At 36.7% G+C, this 22,518-nt stretch carries 16 protein-coding genes; all 16 read left to right on the plus strand.

The window, feature by feature from the left end:
- Nucleotides 1-484: 484 nt before the first annotated feature.
- The 16 genes from HZI73_RS14255 to HZI73_RS14330 all read left to right on the plus strand — a co-directional run bounded on the left by HZI73_RS14255 (nt 485) and on the right by HZI73_RS14330 (nt 22,502).
- Nucleotides 485-1,852 carry a monomethylamine:corrinoid methyltransferase gene (locus HZI73_RS14255; RefSeq protein ID WP_212694060.1) on the plus strand — a complete coding sequence of 456 codons (1,368 nt, stop codon included), beginning with the start codon at nt 485-487 and terminating at the stop codon, nt 1,850-1,852.
- Between the two features lie 64 nt (nt 1,853-1,916).
- Nucleotides 1,917-3,446, plus strand: coding sequence for a xanthine/uracil/vitamin C permease (locus HZI73_RS14260; RefSeq protein ID WP_246552164.1), 1,530 nt, complete (start codon nt 1,917-1,919; stop codon nt 3,444-3,446).
- 197 nt (nt 3,447-3,643) lie between these two features.
- On the plus strand, nt 3,644-4,123 hold the full coding sequence (locus HZI73_RS14265; protein WP_212694061.1) for a permease: 480 nt from the start codon (nt 3,644-3,646) through the stop codon (nt 4,121-4,123).
- Complete coding sequence (locus tag HZI73_RS14270) at nt 4,120-4,830, plus strand: permease (protein WP_212694062.1); 711 nt, start codon at nt 4,120-4,122, stop codon at nt 4,828-4,830. Before HZI73_RS14265 ends, HZI73_RS14270 begins: the two co-directional genes overlap by 4 nt.
- A gap of 241 nt (nt 4,831-5,071) precedes the next feature.
- Nucleotides 5,072-6,460 carry an MATE family efflux transporter gene (locus HZI73_RS14275; protein ID WP_212694063.1) on the plus strand — a complete coding sequence of 463 codons (1,389 nt, stop codon included), beginning with the start codon at nt 5,072-5,074 and terminating at the stop codon, nt 6,458-6,460.
- Nucleotides 6,461-6,614: 154 nt separating this feature from the next.
- Entirely contained in the window at nt 6,615-8,963 is a 2,349-nt protein-coding gene (gene gshAB, locus HZI73_RS14280; RefSeq protein ID WP_212694064.1) for a bifunctional glutamate--cysteine ligase GshA/glutathione synthetase GshB, read from the plus strand.
- A 173-nt stretch (nt 8,964-9,136) separates the two neighbouring features.
- Nucleotides 9,137-10,096, plus strand: a complete 960-nt coding sequence (locus tag HZI73_RS14285) for a GNAT family N-acetyltransferase (RefSeq protein WP_212694065.1) — start codon at nt 9,137-9,139, stop codon at nt 10,094-10,096.
- 62 nt (nt 10,097-10,158) lie between these two features.
- The gene (locus HZI73_RS14290) at nt 10,159-10,623 is read left to right on the plus strand and encodes an NUDIX hydrolase (RefSeq protein ID WP_212694066.1); all 465 of its coding nucleotides are present in this window, start codon (nt 10,159-10,161) and stop codon (nt 10,621-10,623) included.
- A gap of 64 nt (nt 10,624-10,687) precedes the next feature.
- Nucleotides 10,688-11,131, plus strand: a complete 444-nt coding sequence (locus HZI73_RS14295) for a C-GCAxxG-C-C family protein (RefSeq protein WP_212694067.1) — start codon at nt 10,688-10,690, stop codon at nt 11,129-11,131.
- 47 nt (nt 11,132-11,178) lie between these two features.
- Nucleotides 11,179-12,816, plus strand: coding sequence for a glutamine--tRNA ligase/YqeY domain fusion protein (locus HZI73_RS14300; RefSeq protein WP_212694068.1), 1,638 nt, complete (start codon nt 11,179-11,181; stop codon nt 12,814-12,816).
- 554 nt (nt 12,817-13,370) lie between these two features.
- Nucleotides 13,371-15,347: a DNA gyrase/topoisomerase IV subunit B gene (locus HZI73_RS14305; RefSeq protein WP_212694069.1), complete on the plus strand. Its 1,977-nt coding sequence runs from the start codon at nt 13,371-13,373 to the stop codon at nt 15,345-15,347.
- A gap of 17 nt (nt 15,348-15,364) precedes the next feature.
- Nucleotides 15,365-17,659: a DNA gyrase/topoisomerase IV subunit A gene (locus HZI73_RS14310; protein ID WP_246552167.1), complete on the plus strand. Its 2,295-nt coding sequence runs from the start codon at nt 15,365-15,367 to the stop codon at nt 17,657-17,659.
- 39 nt (nt 17,660-17,698) lie between these two features.
- Nucleotides 17,699-18,901 (plus strand): MalY/PatB family protein, encoded by a 1,203-nt coding sequence (locus tag HZI73_RS14315; protein WP_246552170.1) that lies wholly within the window; start codon nt 17,699-17,701, stop codon nt 18,899-18,901.
- 244 nt (nt 18,902-19,145) lie between these two features.
- Nucleotides 19,146-19,706: a TetR/AcrR family transcriptional regulator gene (locus tag HZI73_RS14320; protein ID WP_212694070.1), complete on the plus strand. Its 561-nt coding sequence runs from the start codon at nt 19,146-19,148 to the stop codon at nt 19,704-19,706.
- Nucleotides 19,707-19,801: 95 nt separating this feature from the next.
- Nucleotides 19,802-21,181 (plus strand): aldehyde dehydrogenase, encoded by a 1,380-nt coding sequence (locus tag HZI73_RS14325; RefSeq protein WP_212694071.1) that lies wholly within the window; start codon nt 19,802-19,804, stop codon nt 21,179-21,181.
- A 94-nt stretch (nt 21,182-21,275) separates the two neighbouring features.
- Nucleotides 21,276-22,502: a winged helix-turn-helix domain-containing protein gene (locus HZI73_RS14330; RefSeq protein WP_212694072.1), complete on the plus strand. Its 1,227-nt coding sequence runs from the start codon at nt 21,276-21,278 to the stop codon at nt 22,500-22,502.
- Nucleotides 22,503-22,518: the final 16 nt, after the last annotated feature.

Genomic DNA, 22,518 nt, shown 5'->3' on the forward strand with positions numbered 1-22,518 from the left:
CAGTTATTAAACAATGAAAAGGTTACGGCTAAAGCATTAATTGTATACATAAGCACAAAAAAACCTGAATGCAGCTACTGATTCAGGTTTTTTGCTATCCCCATAAAAGCTTCTTAGGACATGGCTAAATCATACATTAATACATGATTTCAAAGGCCATAGTTGTTTTGAATTAAGCTTAAAACAGCTTAGAAGAGCAAGTTTCTAATCATTGACATGTACAATTAAACATCTTATAATATGTGTAAATATACATGTCAAAACAGGTTGTTACGTTCATAGGCTTTATCAGGTTAATATAGTATTGATTTACCTTGATTACATACATAGATAATAACCATGACGTTCTTTTATAGTCTATAGAGCGAACAATGCTAAGTAACATGTTAAACATGAGAGGTGTTTAAATAAATAAGCGGTTAGAACCACTTAAAAAAGTTATCATCTAACAACAACTAAAAGTAGAGACTTAAAGGAGGACATTATGCATTATTTAGAATGGGTAGAAAGAGCTCACAATGGTGAAAAGATGACCAAAGAACAATGGGATGTGGAATATGTTGTCATGAAGATCATGGACTTGGTGATGAAATATGAATTAAAATACCACGAAGACATCATTATTCCAACGGATGAAAAACAAATTAAAAATACGTTTTTAGCTGCGAAGGAATTATTGGCAGATATTGGTCTATATTATATCAGTGACGGCAAGCGCTTTTTAGTTAAAATGGAAGAAATTGAAGAAGCATTAATAAATGCTAAAACAGAGCTTGTTATGGGTGAAGGGAAAGATGCAGTCACATTGTTTACCAGAAAACCAGAAGATACAAGCTATCCATTAGTGTGGGCGGGTAATCCTGGATGCCCAACACCTGAAGAACTCTTTAAACCAACAGTTATGAGTTGGGCTAAGGAAGATGTTGTTGATTTAATTACATGTGGTTCTTTAACAACAATAGACGGCTATAAAGTTGTTAATAATGAAGCATCTGAATTATTAGCTGTTCGAAGAGAGTTGGATTTATTACGTGAAGCCACCAGGGAAGTTGGTCGTGAAGGTATGGGCATGTTAGCTGCAGAAAGTGCAGTTTCAGAAGTTGGGGATTTAGCCGCTATAGGACCCACTCGGCTAAGACCCTGTGATAGCCATTTAACGGTTATGTCCAATGAATTAGCCATTGATCGAGATAACATGGTCCGTGCAGCAAGTAACATTGATTACGGTATGCGAAATGCAGGGCTTACGTGTTCAATGGTTGGAGGATTTGGTGGCGATCCTGCTGGTTCAGCCGTTTTAATGCTTGCTTCTATGATGGCCAATAATCTAATATGTCGAGCAGATTACCATCTGTGCCATCCCATAGATATAAGACATGTATCCACATCAACGAGAGGATGTATGTATGTACATAGTATGGCTTGTCAAGCTTTTGCAACGTATGCACCCCAAATTATTTTTTGCGATGTCTACCCAAAAAGTGGTGCTTTAACAAAAGAGCTCTTATATGAAGTCGCTGCAAATGCAGTAACAGCTACGGTATCAGGAGGGCATCTAGAAGGTGTAGGTGCGGCTGATGGTTTGGTTCCTCATGGTACAGGACTTGAAGTAAGGTTATTAGGAGAAGTGGGACGAGCTGTAGTGGATAATAAACTAACACGTGAACAGGCAAATACACTTGTATTGAAGTTATTAGCCAAGTATGAGCATGTCTTTACCATGGAAGAGGGGAATCCTGGGAAACCATTTAATGAAGCATACAATATAGACACAATAGAGCCCGTTGATGAGTGGCTTATGATGTATGAGCATATTAAGAAAGATTTAAATGATTTAGGTCTTGTCCTTTAATCATTTTTAATAGTTTTACATAAGCTTCACGATACTCAAAACTTGACATGAAAAGGAGATAATCATGAAAAAACGTTCATTACCTTTATTTAGAAGTGGTGACATTGGTGGTATGGCTTATGCTTTAGCAGGGAACATCGTTAATTACATCATTATTATTGGTGTTTTACTGTATGTATTTGAATGGCCAGAGTATTTGGTATTTGGTCGTGTCATTCCAGGTATGTCCATAGGTTTAATGGGGTCGGGGATATATTACGCATGGATGGCTAATCGATTAGCCAAAAAAGAAGGGCGTTCAGATGTCACAGCTCTTCCATCAGGTGTTTCTACACCGGCTATGTTTGTTTACTTATGGGGGGTTATTGCGCCATTAAACTATGCAATTGATAAACCTGAAGACGTATGGATGGTTGCTGTTGCTGCCACATTTTTAGGTGGTGTTATTGAAGCTTTAGGCAGTTTTGTTGGTCCTTGGCTAAGAAAATTTTTACCACGTGCCGCTTTGCTTGGAACCGTTGGTGGGATTGCTTTAGTATGGATGGCAAATAAAGGTTTCTATGATGTGTATGCTGATCCTATATTAGGTATGCCCATTCTACTCATCGCCATTATCGGATTAATCGGTGGTTATGTATTTCCTAAAAAAATTCCAGCCTTACTCATAGCCATTGTTGGGGGTATCGGGTATGCGTTTGTATTAGGAAGAGTCACACCTGATGTGAGTGGATTTGGTTTTACATTGACCAATCCCGTTACTGGCATTAATGCTATTATGACAGGGCTTGCATCCATATCCCCTTATCTGGCAGTTATTATTCCTATACAAATATATAACTTCATAGAAACAATGGATAATGTGGAATCTGCCATTGCAGCAGGTGATCGTTATAGTGTACGTGAAGCCCAGATTGCAGATGGTGCCATGACCATGTTATCAGCTGTATTTGGAGGTGTCGTGCCGAATACTGTATGGCTTGGTCATCCTGGGCTTAAAAAAGGAAATGCAGGTTCAGGCTATTCTTGGATTTCTGGTCTTATCTTAGGTGCAGCAGGTATATTTGGAGCCTATGCTTTTGTCAACTCCTTAATGCCTCCAGTTATTGCTGCCATTACCTTTATATGGTGTTCCATCGTCATTATTGTTCAAGCATTTAGAGAAGCTGCCCCATTAAAACACGGTGCTGCAATTGTTGTAGCATTTATCCCCCATATTGCCGATTACGTCTATACAGAAATTGAGTTAACGTTATTTTCACAAGGGGTTTATGAAATCACACCGGAAGTGACATCGGCATTACTGGGTGAGGGTGTCATGTGGTCAGGTGTTATGGAGTTAAAATACGGTGCTATTTTAACCAGTATGTTATGGGCGGCAATAACAGCTTTTATTATTGATAAACGTCTAGATAAAGCAGGTTACGTCAGTTTAGCAGCCTCTGTATTAGCACTGGTTGGTTTTATACATACACCTTCACTGGGACTGACGGTTAATCCATTCTTCTATGGGTATTTAATCATGGGTATCATGTGTATTCTATTTAGTGCACTAAAGAATAACTTTAAATCGCCAGATGGTTATGATTATGTATAAATGAAATTAATAATCATCTAAAATAGAATGGTTATGTGGTGGTCTAATAAAAATAGATGGTTGTAGAATGTAAGGAATAGTTTCCTGTTTACAGTGGAGTTATTCCTTTTTTTTCAGTGGCTGTAAGAATTATTACCGAAATCCTCCATGAGGCATGATATACTCCTTAGCATCAGATAAAAGGAGTGAAAGAAGACATGACAACAGTGATTTTGTTTGCATTGGCTATTGCAGGATTGCTCATATCATTACGTAAGGACAAAAGCAGAACCATCCAATCCATCAAAAGTGCAAGAGGTATGATGGGTAACATGCTATGGGATGTGGTAGGTATATTACTGCTTATCGGCTTAATATTAGCCATTATACCACCGGCAACCATTGAGCAATTACTTGGGAATGAAAGTGGTATATTAGCCACAATCGGTGCAGCAATAACAGGTACCATAACCCTTATACCTGCTTTTATAGCATTTCCTTTAATGGGCTCGTTAAAAGCGAATGGGGCAGGCATATTAACCCTTACAGCATTTGTAACCACGTTAACCATGGTTGGATTTGTCACGTATCCATTAGAAAGTAAGACCTTTGGTCATGAATTTGCAATAAAACGAAATGTACTTAGCTTCGTCTTTGCCCTTATTATAGCTTTTGGCATGGGGGTGATGTATCGATGAAATGGATTAAACGCTTCCTACAACATAAAATATTAGCTCTGGCTATCATGGGATACATAGTTGTATTTATCATTCATGGAGCGACAGGTATAGAAGCCCTTAAGGCCAGTAAATATTACTTCATTGAAATGATTCAGATTTTACCGCCAATCTTTATCTTAACATCCCTTATCCAGACATGGGTACCAACGAAGGTGATCTTAAACAACTTTGGTGATGGTACAGGTATAAAAGGTAAAGCTCTATCCTTTGCTATCGGGTCATTGTCAGCAGGGCCTATCTATGCTGCATTTCCCATATGCGGCACATTGATTAAAAAGGGAGCGAGTATTGATAATATTGTTATTATTCTTAGTACGTGGGCCGTTGTGAAAGCACCTATGCTAATCAACGAAGTCAAATTCATGGGTTCTAAATACATGGTGTTACGCTGGTTATTGACGACTGTTGCTATATTTGTCATGGCTTATGTGATGAAATGGTGGGTAAAAAAGGTACCCCTTACTTCACAAGAAGAAGCACCTAGTAAACCACTGACCATTAATCAACAAGTATGTGTGAAATGCGGACGTTGCGTCAATATGTATCCCCATGTCTGTATAAAACAAGAGACACACATCACCATAAAACAGGAGCAGCTTGCCCATATGAGCAACAAAGAAAAGTTAGAGCTTAAGGAGTGCTGTCCCACAGGTGCTATTCAATAAAATAATTAAAAGTCAGCATGTTCATATATTGAACATGCTGACTTTGTTGTGTTTTTGACGCATTAATCATGCATAGAATACATGACACATCTATAGGATGAATGGTGATAAATACAACGGTGTAACGTTTGTTTACACATGTACTTATTCCATTATGAAGAAAAAAATCTTTCATATCTTAACAGAAATAGGTATAATATAGAAAGAGTATCCCTTCAATGATGCTTCATTGGACAGGGTTATGAAGAGAGGAATACAGACATTGGCTACAACAAGAGACTTAACAAAGGGTAATATAAGAACCAGTCTAGTACGCTTAGCATTGCCCCTCATTGCTACTAATTTCATACAAACAGCCTACAACCTTGTGGATATGTTTTGGATTGGAAAACTGGGAAGTAAGGCAGTAATTGCCATCGGAACAGCCAGCTTTTTTATTAACATGGCGTTTGCTCTATCGGCTTTGGTGATTACAGGAGCAAGTATTCGTATCTCTCAGAATTTTGGTTCAAAACAATATGACCAAGTGAAACATTATATTACCAATGGCTTCTTTTTAGCTTTTATCATAGCTATTATTTATTCCATTGGTGTTATCCTATGGCGTTATCCATTGATTAGCTTTTTCAAGTTAGGGGATCCAGTGATCGAGAATATGGCTGCCAAGTACTTGGTTATCGCCATGATAGGTAATGTATTGCTATTTGCCAACACACTCTTTGCCAATATTTTAAACAGCCTTGGGAATAGTAAGTTATCTTTTCGTATTAACAGTGTAGGTTTTATGGTTAATTTTGCTTTAGACCCTCTACTTATCTTTGGTGTGGCTGGACAATTGCAACTGGGTATTGAAGGTGCTGCATATGCAACCCTTATAGGTAGAATGGTGGTTTTTACACTTTCTATTATAAAAGCGAAACAGCTTATGGGTAAACGCAAGGAAAACATAAAGTTAGATGGGTCCGTAATGAAAGATATGACAGGACTTGGCTTGCCTTACACCATTCAAAGGGTTACCTTTATCGCGATTGGTATAATCATGGCACGTATTATTTCCAATTGGGGGCCTGCCGGTATAGGTGTGCAGAAAATAGGTCTGCAAATTGAATCCATATCCTTTATGACCATTGGCGGCTTGAATGGAGCTGTTATTGCTTTTATGGGACAGAATTATGGTGCCAACAATATGGAGCGTATACGTAAAGGCTATAAGGTAGCACTTCGGTTAAGTGTTATTTTTGGACTAATCACGTCAACCCTATTCCTGCTATTTCCTGATGCTATTTTTCGTATCTTTGTTACGGACCCCCTTATTGTAAATATGGGTGTGGATTATCTTAGAATTATAGGTTTATCACAAGCATTTATGTGTGCTGAGATAATGACAAAAGCCAGTTTTAATGGATTAGGCAAGACTTTTAGACCTGCTGTAGTAGGTCTGGTATTCACAGCACTAAGAATACCATTAGCATTGTATCTAGCATCGTACATTGGATTAGCGGTGAATGGTATTTGGTGGAGTATTAGTATGACCAGTATGATTAAAGGCGTTTTACTGGTATATCTGTTTTTTCGATACCTTCATGGGCAAAAATGCGTTGTACATGCGGAAAGCCGTAAGCTAGAATAAAAGAAGTCACCAATAAACATGTAAACGATTAAACGAAATCATAAAACTAAACATTTGTATAAGACCCACATATAGTATAGAAGGAAAATCTATTGACCTCAATGTTCCTAGAACATATTAGGATCAATATTTATTGATATAAGGAGTGAAAGAAATGCTTGCATTAAATCAAGATATGATTCAATGTATTCAAGATAACAACATCGAAAAATTATTATTAAGATGTCAATTTGGCCTTGAAAAAGAGAATGTAAGGGTGAATTATTCTGGAAAGTTAGCGACTACCCCTCATCCTAAAGCCTTTGGTGACAAGTTAATGAATCCATATATCACCACAGATTTCTCAGAAAGCCAAGTAGAAATGATTACACCAACAGTGGATTCTCTTGAAGAACTTTACCATATGCTCGATACCATTCAAAATGTAATTGCGACAACACTTGATAATGAGTTGTTATGGCCTCAGAGTCTTCCTCCCATTCTACCTGAAGAAGAGCAGATACCTATAGCCAGTTATGAAACCAATGAGATAAAGATTCAGGATAATGCTAATCTTTACCGGGAATATCTGGCAAATAAATATGGTAGAAAGAAACAGATGATATCGGGCATTCATTTTAATTTTTCTTTTAAGGACAGTTTCTTAAGAAAGCTCTATGAGTCCTGTAAAAAGCACCATTCATATCGTGCATTTAAAGATGACCTCTACATGAAGATGACGCGAAATATCACCAAATTCAGCTGGTTTTTTATACGCTTACTAGGTAGCAGTCCTGCTATTGATGAATCTTATTTCGATTATTGTAAAAAGTGTTATAAAGGCAGTTTATTTGATGATGAAACCTTTAAATTCAAAGCTTCCATTCGTAACGGCAGATGTGGTTATAAAAACAATGATAATTATTATGTTAACTTGGATAGTTTAGAGGATTATATTGAGAGCATGCAGCATTTAATTGATGCTGGAGAGCTTATCAGTTCAAAGGAATATTATAGTGTTATTCGACCAAAAAATAGTCAAGGGAATTTAAGTGCTTTGAAGGAACATGGCATTGAATATCTTGAGCTTCGTTTACTGGATATTAACCCTCTTTTTAAGCTGGGTATCAGCATGGATGATTTATACTTAATCCATCTATTTATGGTGTTTTCATTGCTTCTTGATAACGATACATTAGATGAACAACTGTTTCATGAAGCAACAGAAAATAAACACCATATTGCAGATTATGGGCGTAAGAAAGGACTAGCATTTAATTTTGATGGAAAAGAGACAGATGTAGAAACTTTATCCATGGAAGTACTTGATACGTTACGGGCTATCATTGATCTCATTCATATAAAAAGAGAATTTTTACATAAAACCATGGATAAATATGAAGCCATGATAAAAGATCATACGAAAATCTATTCCAGTATTCTTATTGAACAGATTAAAGAACAAGGTTTTATTCAATTTCATCTAAACAAAGCCAAAGAATATTTAGCGAAAAGTAGAGCCCAGCGGTTTAATTTTCTAGGCTATGAAGATATGGAATTATCCACCCAGATTCTTATGTTAGATGCCATAAAAAGAGGTGTAACTGTTAAGGTGCTAGATAGGAAAGAGAATTTTATTGCTCTATCGTATAATGGGAACACAGAATATATCAAACAAGCAACGAAGACATCAAAAGACAGCTATAGCACCGTATTAGTGATGGAAAACAAATTAGTGACGAAGCAAGTGCTAAAACGTGCTGGTATTGTCGTACCTACTGGGGCTGTATACGATAACATAGAAGAGGCAAAATTAGATTATGATATCTTCCAAGGTAAGGCCATTGTGATTAAGCCTAATAATACAAATTTCGGTATCGGTATCACCATTTTTAAAGAAGGATGTTCCAGAGAAGAATATGAGATGGCCCTAACATTAGCATTTGATAAGGATGAAACGGTACTCATTGAAACATTTATGGAAGGCAAGGAATACCGTGTCTTTGTCATTGATGATGAAGTGGTTGGTGTTTTACGTAGAGTCCCCGCTAATGTAACAGGGAATGGCATGGCTAGTATTCGTCAATTAATAGAAGAAAAGAATCAAGATCCATTGCGAGGGAAAGGCTATCGTAAGCCACTAGAGAAAATTAAAATGGGCACCCCAGAAGAGATGTTTTTGAAGCAACAAGGGCTTCATTTTGATTCTGTGTTAGAAGATGGTCAGATTGTATTTTTAAGGGAGAATTCCAATATCAGTACAGGCGGTGATAGCATTGACTATACAGATGTCATATCCCAGTCCCTAAAAGAGGTGGCCGTTAAGGCGGCACAAGCTGTTGGTGCGTCCATTGTTGGTGTAGACCTTATGACCAAAGATATTCGCGGCGAAGCAGAAAATAATTATGGCATCATCGAGCTTAACTTTAATCCTGCTATTCATATTCACTGTTATCCCTATAAAGGCAAGAATCGTAAGCTTGGGGAGAAACTATTGGATTTGCTGGGATTTACAATGAAATAAATGGTGTTGAAATGGGGCTGTCTAAAGGATTTGCCCCTTTTATAACGTATCACTCAATAAGGATGACTTCATAGTCTTCGGCTAATAATGGTTATAGGTATGGATGAATGAATTGCATTTATAAATGTATTTGTTATAATGAATATAGTTACAAGTAATGGAGGTCATTGTACATGGACCATAGGATTTTTGATGAGAATTACATAGAAGAAGCCGCCCTTTTAGCTATGGAGCAGTATCAGGAAGAATGCCGTATGGTTAAGGTACTTCCTCAAGAGGATTATACTAAACGAATTAATAACTTACTTTCCCAAATGGTGGCGAAGGCTTTGGGTTTTGTTGCTATTGAAGGTAAACAACTTGTAGGTTACATGACCGGTTATGGACCAATTGATAATTTGTTTGGTACATCAAAAGGTATATTTTCACCTATTCATGGTCATGGTGCACGACGAGAAGATAGAAATCGTATCTATTCCAAGCTTTATCAACACGCTGCAAAAAGTTGGGTTGATCAAGGCATATTAAGTCATGCTTTGACAATCTATAGTCATGACCAGGTAACCATGCATTCATTTTTTAGAAATGGTTTTGGCCTAAGATGTGTAGATGCCATTATGGATATCAAGCACCCTGCATTATCTTATAGTCCACATCCGTCAATCCATTGTAGGGAAATGAATATGGATGATTTAGCTGATATTCTACCCCTTGAGAATCATTTAGCTGCTCACCTTGAGAGTAGTCCTTTATTCATGCCCCGTAAGCCATGTGACTTAGAGGAATTGAAGAAAAGAGTGGTTCAAAAAAAGTCAAGAATATTTGGAGTACAAATGCATGAAGAAGTAATTGCTTACCTAGAATTCACCCATTCAGGTGAGAATTTTACCTGTGACCATCCAAGAACAATTAATATATGTGGTGCGTACCTATACCCAACACACCGTGGTCAAGGTATTTTTAAAACATTATTATCCTATGCACTAAGTGAACTAAAAAAGGATGGCTATGTACGATGTGGTGTAGATTTTGAAAGTATCAACCCGACAGCAGACGCTTTTTGGATGAAGTATTTTACGCCTTATACGTACAGCGTTACAAGAAGAATAGATGAACGAATTGTTAAGGAATAATAAAAGAAATTTTAATGCTTAACAAGAAGACAAGCACCATACCAATGAAAGGGTGAGTGAGCATGGAGGCAACATTTGAATTTTCATGTAAAGGAATCATTGTTCAAGATAATCATTTTCTTGCACTTTATAAGGAGAAGGATGGCTTATGGTTTTATGATTTGCCTGGTGGCAGATTAGAATTAGGTGAATCACCTGAAGAAACATTGGTAAGAGAGATAAGAGAAGAATTAGGTATCGGGGTTCAACCCATGAAGCTTGTTGATACATGGCATATTGTTAAGCACCAGTACCAAGTCGTCGGCTTACTCTATCTATGTCATGCTAATTCTAAGGATATTATCTTATCACAGGAACATGACCGTTACGAATGGATTCCAATAGAAGAGGCAGCTCACCTTGTTCATAATAGAGTATTTTTAGATCAAGAGCACCCTTGGAATCGACTCTTTGTAAATCGAATGATGTATTGGAATTGGGAAAAAATATTGGATGATAAGCTGATGTTCATTACATTAAATCATTAAGCCCATATGGTATCTTGCTACTAATACAACTAATATATGATAAGAATAAATAGGAGGATATACAATGAATAGAAAAGATGTTGCTTTAGAGATTTTTAATAATAATTTTAATTGCAGTCAAGCAGTTTTTTGTGCTTTCTGTGAAGAATTTGGTCTTGACCGAGATACAGGTCTTAAGCTATCTACAGGTTTTGGCGGAGGGTTACGTGATGGGGAAGTATGTGGTGCTGTATCTGGTGCAATCATGGCTCTTGGTCTGAAAGAAGGGCATTATGTAGAAGATGACTTGGCCATGAAGACTAAGGCATACGATCTAACGATGGAGTATGTGAAAAGGTTTAAAGCTAGGAATAATACTATTGTGTGCAGGGAATTACTAGGTCATGACCCATCTAATCCTGATGAAAAAGCTATATTAAATGAAAAAGGTTTGTTTAAAACCGTTTGTCCAAAAGCTGTAACGGATGCGGTAGAGATTCTAGAAGAACTTTTAGAATTAGATCAATAGCATAGAGCCACAATATAAAAAAATAGGAAAAAGAGAGGAGTGAAATTATGAGTGAACGTAAGCAAAAAAATTTTATAGAGCACATCGTTGAAGATGATATTCAGAAAGGAAAAGTTGCTCAAATAGTAACTAGATTTCCACCAGAGCCTAATGGTTATTTACATTTTGGACATGCGAAAGCTATTCATGTTAACTATGGCATTGCACAGAAATATAATGGAAAATTTAACCTTAGATTTGATGATACAGATCCTTCTAAAGAGAAGCTTGAGTATGTAGAATCAATGAAAGAAGATGTAAAATGGCTAGGTGCAGACTATGGAGATAGATGTTTTTTTGCTTCAAGCTATTTTGAGGAATTGTATGAGAACGCTGTTGAACTAATAAAAAGAGGAAAGGCGTATGTTTGTGACTTATCATCAGATGAATTAAGGGAATATCGAGGAACTTTAACAAAGCCAGGAATAGAAAGCCCATACAGAGAACGTTCCGTTGATGAAAACTTGAAGTTATTCGAAAAAATGAAGAATGGAGATTTTCCTGATGGGTCGAAGACTTTGAGAGCTAAGATCGATATGGCCTCACCAAATATGAATATGCGAGACCCAGCTATTTATAGAATATCACATAAGGAGCATTATGCTGCCAAGAAGAAATGGTGTGTATATCCTTTGTATGATTTTGCACATCCTATTGAGGATGCAATTGAAGGTGTTACCCATTCCTGCTGTGGGCTCGAATTTGAAGATCACAGACCGCTATATGATTGGTTTTTAAAGGAACTTGACTGGAAGAATCCACCCAAACAAATCGAATTCGCTGAAATCAATCTTAGTCATTCAATTCTGGGAAAAAGAAAAATTAAACCTTTAATCGAGGAAGGGATACTTGATGGATGGGATGACCCTAGGTTGATGACTATTAGGGGGATGATTCGTCGAGGTTATACAAGTTCTTCAATTCGAAGTTTTTATGATATGATTGGCCTTTCAAGGGCAAAGAGTACAGTTGATATTTCTATGCTAGAGCATGCATTACGAGAAGATTTAAAACTTAGAGTTCCGAGAGTAATGGCGGTGCTGAACCCTTTGAAAGTAACCATAACGAATTATACTGAAGATGTTGAATGGTTAGATGCACCTAATAATGTTGAAAATGAGGAATTAGGTAGGCATAAAATACCTTTTACAAAAGAGATTTATATTGAAGCGGATGATTTTAAAGAACTTGCACCAAATAAGAAGTATAAGCGTTTAGTTCTTGGACAAGAAGTCCGGTTAATGCATGCATATTTCATTAAATGTAATGAAGTTATAAAGGATGAAAAGGGAAACATATTAGAGTTACTATGCACATATGATGCAAAAACAAAGAGTGGTTCGGGTTTTAAAGAGCGTAAGCCAAGAGGTACTATTGGTTGGGTATCTGCTACAAAAGGAATAAACGTCACCGCAAGATTTTATGATTATTTGTTTGTAGATAAAGTAAATGGAGAGCAAGAGTTGAATACGGATTCCCTTACAATTTTTTCACAATGCTATGTTGAACCATATATTAATGAATTAAACCATAATGATAAACTCCAATTTATTAGAATAGGTTACTTCAACATAGATGCAAAGGATTCAAGTCAAGATGAGTTGGTACTCAATCAAGCTGTGTCACTTAAGAGTTCGTACAAATAGAGCATAGAGTAAATATAAAGGCAAGGTGTAAGGTGGTAATTGTTTAAAACCATTTGTACAAAAGCTGTAACGGATGCAGTAGAGATTTTAGGAAAACTTTTAGAATTAGATCAATAACATAGAGCCACAATAGAGTTATCTTGATAAAAATGACTTAAATAGCCATTATGGAGTTATCTTATCAGGGTAACTTTTTATTGCAGGTAGGAATATGATGACCATGTATGGGATAAAAATATAGGTAATATGTGGGATTATTTGGTAAATCTTATAAAATAAATTGAAAAACTCATGATTATTTGATATATTTATCAGTAGTATATAAGGGGAATGCTTTTCTTGACTAGCATTGTAAGTGTTGATACACATATAGAAAAAGATGAAGTCAAGGATATGAGCTTTTGCAGCTCATTTTTTACGTCTTATAGGAAAGTCCTCTAAATTTAGCATATGAAATAGAAGCGTTTTCATATGCGTCAAGGAAACTTTCCTAACCAACAACTTGCTTCGCAAGACGCGACGTAGTCGCTTTGTTCTGGAAAGGAGTTTTTGATTTGACAAGAGAATACACAGGAAAAAACATCAAAGTACTAGAAGGATTAGAGCCTGTAAGATTAAGACCTGGTATGTATATTGGTAGCACCAGTTCAAGAGGTTTACATCATCTCATATGGGAGATTATGGATAACAGTATGGATGAGCATCTTGCTGGTGTTTGCGATGAGATTCGTATAACATTGAACGAGGATGGTTCAATTAGCATAGAGGACAATGGTAGTGGTATACCTGTCGATTTGCATGAGAATACAAAAGATTATCCTGAAGCGGATTATCCAAGAGGTATTGTAACGGAACGTATTATTTTTACGGTACTGCATGCAGGTGGAAAATTTGATGGTGATACATACAAATACTCCGGTGGACTTCATGGTGTAGGTGCATCTGTTGTGAATGCATTATCATCTAAGCTTTCCGTAGAAATCTATCGCAGCGGTAAAGTCTACCTTGATGAATATAAAGATGGTGGTCAACCTGTTACACCCCTTGATAATGGTGCCTTGTTACCCATCAAGACGACACGAAAAAGAGGTACCAAGATTACATTTTTACCTGATAAGGAGATCTTCGAATCCATCCAATTCAAACCTCAGATCATTAAAAAACGGTTGAAGGAGATGGCGTTTCTTAATAGTGGCTTAACGATTATCTATCGTGATAATACCCTAGAAGTACCTGAAGAAATTACTTTTCATGAGGATGAAGGGTTATCTGGATTTATTAAAGAAATTAATAAACATAAAACCAGTATACATGATGACATCATTTTACTTGCAGATCAAAAAGAGGGTATACACGTGGAAGTAGCTTTCCAGTTCACCAACGATTTTACGGAAAATATTTTTTCATTTTGTAATAACATCAATACCCAAGAAGAAGGTGTACATGTCTCAGGATATAAGCTGGCTTTAACCCGGATCGTTAATAAATATGCGAAAGAGCTATCCATTTTCAAAGGTAAAGGTACATTGGACGGAAAAGACATTCGTAATGGTTTGACTGCCATTGTGTCGGTGAAAGTTCCTGAGCCTCAGTTTGAAGGTCAGACGAAAACAAAATTAGGCAATACAGAAGTAAAAGGTATCACATCCGATATTACGTTTTCACATCTGGAACAATATTTTGACCGTAATATTGAGACGGTGACCAAGATCGTTGACAGTGCTGTTCGCGCACATAATATACGGAAGACAGAAGCCAATGCAAGGAATAACATCTTAAAGAATCAATCCAAAGTCACATCCAATGGTAAATTAGCATCTTGTCGTTTATCACTTAATCCGAAAAAAGGTATATTAACGGAACTATTTCTCGTCGAGGGTGATTCAGCAGGTGGTTCAGCTAAACAAGGGCGGGATAGACGTTATCAAGCCATATTACCTCTCAAAGGTAAGGTCCTTAATACTGAAAGAAGTAAAATAAGTAAGATTCTTGAGAATAAAGAAATCATATCCATTATTAATGCGTTAGGTACAGGATTTGGTGATGGCTTATTTGGTGAGAAATCAAGTGATAATTTTAATATAGATCGACTAAAATATGATAAAATCATCATTATGACCGATGGTGACGTAGACGGTGCTCATATCAACACGTTACTCTTAACCTTTTTCTATAAACATATGCCGGAGCTTATTATCAATGGTAAGGTCTATATTGCCATGCCTCCTTTATATAAGATAAAAACAGCAAAAAAAGAACAATATGCTTATAATGACCGAGAATTAGCTAAAATCTTAAAAACATTATCTCGTAAAAAATATGAAGTACAACGTTATAAAGGACTTGGAGAAATGAATGCTGAACAGTTGTGGGATACAACCATGGATCCTGAGAGACGGTCACTTAAAAAAGTTGAAATTGAGGATATCATTCGAGCAGAAGAAACCACCACATTATTAATGGGTGAAAAAGTACCTCCAAGACGTGAATTTATTAATAGTGAAGCTGAAAACGCTAACATTGACTCCTAGAGAAAGGGTGTAGGAAAATGAAAAAAAATATGAAATTGCCGGATTTAACCAATCAACATATTATTAGGGCAGATTATGAAGATGAAATGAAGCAATCCTATATCGATTATGCCATGAGCGTTATAGCGGCAAGAGCACTACCGGATATTCGAGATGGTCTTAAACCCGTTCAACGACGGACACTATATGCCATGAAAGAGTTGAATGTATTACCAGATAAACCTTATAGAAAATGTGCCCGTATCGTTGGTGATACCATGGGTAAATACCATCCACATGGTGATGGTTCCATTTATAACGCCATGGTTCGTATGGAGCAGGATTTTACGTATAAACAGCAATTGGTAGATGGTCATGGAAATTTTGGCTCCATAGATGGTGACGGAGCTGCTGCCATGAGGTATACGGAAGCAAGATTAACCCCTATATCCCTTGAACTGTTAGGCGACATTGATAAAAACATCGTTGAAATGCGTACCAACTTTGACGAAACACTTAATGAACCTACGGTCATGCCAGCAAGATTTCCCAATGCTTTAGTGAATGGCATGACAGGGATTGCTGTAGGGATGGCTACCAGTTTTCCAACCCATAACCTCAAAGAAGTCATTGATGGCACCATCGCTTATATTAACAATGAACACATTACCATACCTGAACTCATGGACCATATAAAGGGACCTGATTTTCCAACAGGTGGTGTCATAGCCAATAAAAATGACTTAGAAGCCATGTATACAACAGGTAGAGGTAAAGTAAAAATACGTGCTAAGATTGATATTGAGCCTCAAAAAAATGGTAAACATCATCTTGTTATTCGGGAAATTCCCTACACACTAATTGGCAACAAATCCAATCTCATTGAGAACTTAGCTGACCTTGTTCGGAATAAAAAAATAGCTGGTATTCAAGACATAAGGGATGAAAGTTCACGAGGTGATATTGAAATCATCATCGAAGTGAAAAAAGATGTAGACCCTGAACGTTTAGTCAATCGATTATATAAGAAAACCAAACTTGAAGATAATTTTAGTGTGAACATGTTAGCCCTGGTTGAGCAAAAGCCCTATCAATTCAATTTAAAGTCAGCTATTGCTGAGTTTGTTCACTTCCAGCGGGATATCTATGGCAAGCTCTATCAATACTTGCTCAACAAAGAATTGGATAAAAAAGAAGGGACCGAAGGTTTGCTAAAAGCTTATGATGAGATTGACATTATCATTGAAGCGATCCGAGGTGCTAAGAACATGAAAACCGTTAAGCAGTGCTTAATAACAGGTGACACCACGGATATCACCTTTAAGACCCAAAAAAGCGAGCAATTGGCTAGGCGTTTTGATTATACAGAAAAACAAGCGACACTTATTTTGGAGATGCGTTTATACAAACTAATCGGCTTAGAAAAGCTAGAAGTAGAAAAACAATACCGTGAAATCATGAAGAAAATTAAGCGTTATGAGAAGATTTTAGGTAGTAAAAAAGAACTGAGCAAGACCATCGTTAGCGCACTTGAAACCCTTGCAAACACCTATGGCAAACATCGTAAAACGCAAATAAAGAACCTAGAAACCCTTGATATAAAAGAAGAAAAAGTCATTGAAGATTTTTATATTCTTATTGATGACAAGAATTACATGAAGAAAGTGGATGTGAACACGTACCTTAAAAGCGAAGATAAAATACTGGAAGATATGGCCCATGTCATAGCTGCAACATCAGAAGACAGTATCAGTATATTTGATCGCTTAGGTTTTATGTACCGTGTTAAAGTGGACAACATTCCCAAGACAAAAATAAATGAAAAAGGCATGGCTATCAGCGTTTTGGCTGATGTAAAAGAAGAAGAAATTGTCTATATGGATAAAATAGATAAAAAAGAAATGTACCTTTTTGTAACAAAGAATGGTTATATTAAACAAGTGGTAGGCTCTGAATTTATAAGTACTCGGGCAAAAATTGCTGCAACTAAATTACTGGGTGATGATGCACTCATTAAGCTTATAAAAATGGATGCCCATGATTACATCATTACGTTAACAGCTAATGGGTATGCCCTCATGTTTAGTACCATAGAGATTCCTACACAAAAAAAGAATGCAAAAGGTGTTTTTCTTATGCAGATGACTGCTTCAGATAGTATACGTGATATTGCATTTGTGGATGAAGGACAGAAGACTATACACGTAAAAGCAGAGGATAAAATACTCAAAAAGAACCTATCTGCCATAGGCATAAGAAGAAGAAATACAAAAGGTAAGCAGATTATATCCAGTAAACATATTATTGGTTTTGAAGATGTTACGGATAGCTAATGATATAAGATAAAGTCTTACGTAAGAACAGGAGGTCTAATGATGCAATATGATTTTGATACCGTCATTAATCGTGAACACACCGATGCACTAAAATGGGAACCATGTATTCTTCGGGATAAATTTGGCGAAAAGGATATGTTACCTTTATGGGTTGCAGATATGGACTTCAAAGCGCCTCAGCCTGTTATTGATGCCATTGTTAAACGAGCTGAGCATGGTATCTATGGCTATACCATACGTCTGAAGGATTACTACGATGCCATTATGGAATGGACAGAAAAACGTCATCATTGGAATGTAAAAAAAGAATGGATCGTCTTTACACCTGGTATTGTACCTGCTGTCAATTACATGATACAGGCTTATTGCCTAGCAGGTGATAAAGTCATGATTCAAACACCTGTATACTATCCTTTTGGAAAAGCCATTGCGAATAACGGATGTCAGGTAGTGGATAATGCACTGCTATATGATGGCAGAAACTACACCATTGATTTTGATGATTTTGAGAAAAAAGCTCGAGACCCTCGACTAAAATTATTTATCTTATGCAGCCCTCATAACCCCATAGGGCGTGTATGGACGAAAGAAGAATTAACACGTATAGGTGAGATATGTATTGCCAATAATGTCATTGTGGTAGCGGATGAAATACACCATGATTTGATATTAGAGGGTCATACCCACCATGTCTTTGCCAATATTTCTAAAGACTTAGCCAAACAATCCATCATCTGCACAGCACCAAGTAAAACATTCAACTTAGCGGGATTGAACACCTCCAATATCATTATTCCAAATAAAGAACTTCGTATAAGGTACGAACAAGTCTTAGAGAATAACTCCATATGGGGTCAAAATCCCATGAGTATTGATGGGATGAAAGCGGCTTATCGAGAAGGGGAACCTTGGCTGGATGCATTACTTCTTTATTTAGAAGAAAATGTCCGTTTTATGGACAATTATTTGAAAGACAACTTACCCTGTGTTAAGCTTATTAGACCACAAGCCACATATCTTGCATGGCTTGATTTCACCGAAGTGACAACAGATGATACGCTGCTTGAAAAGCTCATATTTCATGATGCAAAAGTAGCCCTTGATGGTGGCACGTGGTTTGGTGAAACAGGTTCTGGCTTTATGCGCATTAATTTTGCTTGTCCGAGACGTATTCTGCAAGAAGCCCTTGAACGTATCACAAAGAGTGTTTCAGAATACTGTCAAGCATCACGTGAATAATTGAAAAACATATAAAACTTGAAGAAAAGAAGGTTGGTACGATTATAATACAAGCCATAAAGTGTTTCGTCACATGTATGTCTTGATAGCATAAATCGTACCTTTTTTATAGCACAAACAACCATAATTCTATTTTACAATTGTCATGCATTTCATAACCATAAATTCTATTGACAATTATCTATCATAATGATAAACTGATGGCACAATAGTGCGTTAGATACAGTAGAATGGAGCGTTATTTATGATTACAAGAGATAAATTAATACAAGCAACCATAGAACTCGTCGCAGATAATGGGCTTTACGATGTACCCACATCTAAAATTGCTAAAAAAGCACAATATTCAGAGGCAACAATCTATAAGCATTTCAAAAGTAAAGTAGAATTACTCATTGAAGCTTACTTGAACATCAAATCCAACGTAGATAGAACTCTTTTTATTCACGTAGAAGGCATCACAGACCCTACAAAAAAGTATTACAAAATATGGTCCAATTATCTTGAATACTTTGTTAACCACCCTAAAGAGTTAAGCTATTATCAGCAATTCAGTCATTCTACATATATGAATCATATTATCATTGAGAGAGGTAAGGAGCAACTTAGTTCTTTGACAAATTATTTAACGGAAAACATTGAAAGTGGTTTTTTTAGAGATTTACCCATCAGTTTTTATTATGCATATGCCTATGTACCTGTTCTTGAATTAGCTAATTCAATAGTAAACGCTGAAATCCAGTTAACCGATCAACTAAAAGAAGAAGCTATCCAGTGTACACTACGTGTCATACTAAATAGATAGACAGAGTCTAGTAATTGTGGTTGCTTAAACATGCAACAGATTATGATAACAAGGTTAGTGATTACTTACAAACCTTAAGAAAGGAATGTGTCTACATGGAAAAGATAGAAACAATGATGCGTGAGATGAAGTCTTATTTCTACCAAGGAAAAACCAAAAGTATTGATTTTCGTATTAAACAACTTAGTCAACTAAAGAAAACCATAGAAAATCATGAAGCCGCTATTATTAATGCTCTTCATAAAGATTTGGGCAGACATCCTTATGAGTCTTATACTGCTGAAATCGGAACAGTTCTTTCAAGTATACGTTACCATATAAAACACATCAAACAATTTACACGGACAAAAAAAGTCAAAACACCCCTTCATCAGTTAGGTGCAAAGAGTTATATTCAACCGGAGCCTTATGGCTTGGTATTGGTCATTGGGCCGTACAATTATCCATTTAACCTGCTCATTGAACCGTTAATAGGTGCCATAGCAGCAGGTAATTGCATTGTTCTAAAACCATCGGAACAAACACCCCATGTCACGAAACTCATTCATCAGATGTTCTTAGAAACATTCAACCCAAACTACATTCGGATTATAGAAGGTGAAAAGGATGTAACCTCTTGTTTAATCCATGCACCATTCGATTATATATTCTTTACTGGTAGTGTGCGGGTAGGTAAAATTGTCATGGCAGCAGCCAGCGAAAACCTTGTACCTGTAACATTAGAATTGGGAGGAAAAAGCCCTTGCATCATTGATAACACAGCCAATATTGAGGTAGCTGCAAAACGTGTATTATGGGGAAAATTCTTCAATGCCGGTCAGACTTGTATTGCTCCTGATTATGCGCTTGTTCATGAATCCATTAGACCAACATTCATCGATTCGCTTAAAAAAACAATTGAACACTTCTACGGTAAGGATGTAAAAGCTTCAAAAGATTTTGCACGGATCATTAACGAAAAACATACCCAAAGGTTAGCAGCTATTATTGATAAGGATCGTGATAAAATAATTTGGGGTGGTCAGTATGATAGGACTAATCATTATATTGCGCCAACACTCATTGACAATGTGACATGGGAAGATGCTTCCATGGAAGATGAACTGTTTGGTCCTATCCTTCCTATCATGACGTATAAGGATCTGGATGATGCCATTCATATGATTAATCAACGACCTAAACCATTAGCCCTCTATCTATTTAGTGAAGATAAGGATAGTCAACAAAAGGTATTGACATCTACAAGCTCTGGCGGTAGTTGTGTCAACGATACCGTTAGTCATTTTGTGACCCATCACTTGCCATTTGGGGGCGTTGGTCAATCAGGCATGGGGGCTTATCATGGATTGGATAGCTTTAAAACATTTACACATTATAAGAGTGTGTTGCATAAGTCCACAAGGTTTAATTTAAAATTTTTATTTCCACCGTATAATCAAAACAAATTACAAAGTGCTAAAAAGGTACTTCGATAAGTTTCTAAAATTAGTCCTTTTATTTATGGGTAGATATGGTATAATAGAGGAAAAGAACGTACGTTCGACACATAATAAAAGGGTGAATCATATCATGCAATTGTCAAAAAAACAAGCTAGAAATTTCATACTTGCGTATCAAATGCTGCTTAAGCCAAGGGCATTAAGAGGAAAAGAGGGCATACATGATTACATGAAACGCGTTCGGTGTATTCAATATGACCCTCTGAATGTTGTGGGCTATAATCCCTACCTTGTTTTACAAGCCCGTGTTAAGAATTTTAGAGGTGAACACTTAAATCAGCTTCTCTACGATGATCGCTTATTGGTCGATATATGGGATAAGAATATGTCCATTGGTATGACAGAGGATTGGCCTTACTTTTCCCGTTATCGTACAGAATTTCGTCAGCGTTATCAGAAAGACCAGACCTTTGTACAAGAGATAGAAAAGGTTAAAACATATCTTCATGACCAAGGTCCAAGCTCATCCATTGATATAAAAATGGAGGGTAAAATGGATTGGTCTTGGGCACCTGCAAGAGTTGTTAGAGCAGCACTTGAAAGCTTATTTTTTGCTGGTGAAGTCATGGTCTATAATAAGATTGGCACGCGAAGAATATTTGATTTCACGACCCATTTGCTTCCAGAAACAATAGCCCATCAATCCGATCCTAATCAGAGTCTACCGGATTATTTTAAATGGCATGTAAAACGTCGTATTCAATCCATCGGTTTGTTATGGAGCCGTTCCAGTTATGCGTATATTGCTATACGATGGATGAAAAGCAAGGATAGAGTGGAAGCCTTATCCCGATTAGAAGAAGAAGGGGAACTGATACCATTAACCATTGACGATATGCCTTATACCTTTTATATTGGTAAAGAAGACATAGCATTGCTAGAGGAAGTCATGACATGGAATAGAATAAACCCTCAGATAGCTTTTCTAGCACCATTAGATAATTTACTATGGGATCGTCAATTAATCAGAGAATTATTTGACTTTGATTATAAGTGGGAGGTTTATACGCCTGCACAGGAACGTAGGTTCGGCTACTATGTTTTACCTGTCTTATATGGTAATCAATTTATCGGGCGATTTGAACCTAAATTCCAAAGAAAATCAAATACTTTAGAGATTATTAACTGGTGGTGGGAAGGTGAAATCAAGCCAACAAAGCAGTTAAGTACTGCCATTGAGCGGGCATTATATGATTTTATGAAGTACCTTGGCGCAACGCAGATTACATTGCATACACAGGATCAATTTATTCATCAGGTTGTTGACACATTGAAAGATAAACGAAACTTATCATGACATAATCGAGGAGGCA

The sequence above is a fragment of the Vallitalea pronyensis genome (genome assembly GCF_018141445.1).
GTDB classification, from domain to species: Bacteria; Bacillota; Clostridia; order Lachnospirales; family Vallitaleaceae; genus Vallitalea; species Vallitalea pronyensis.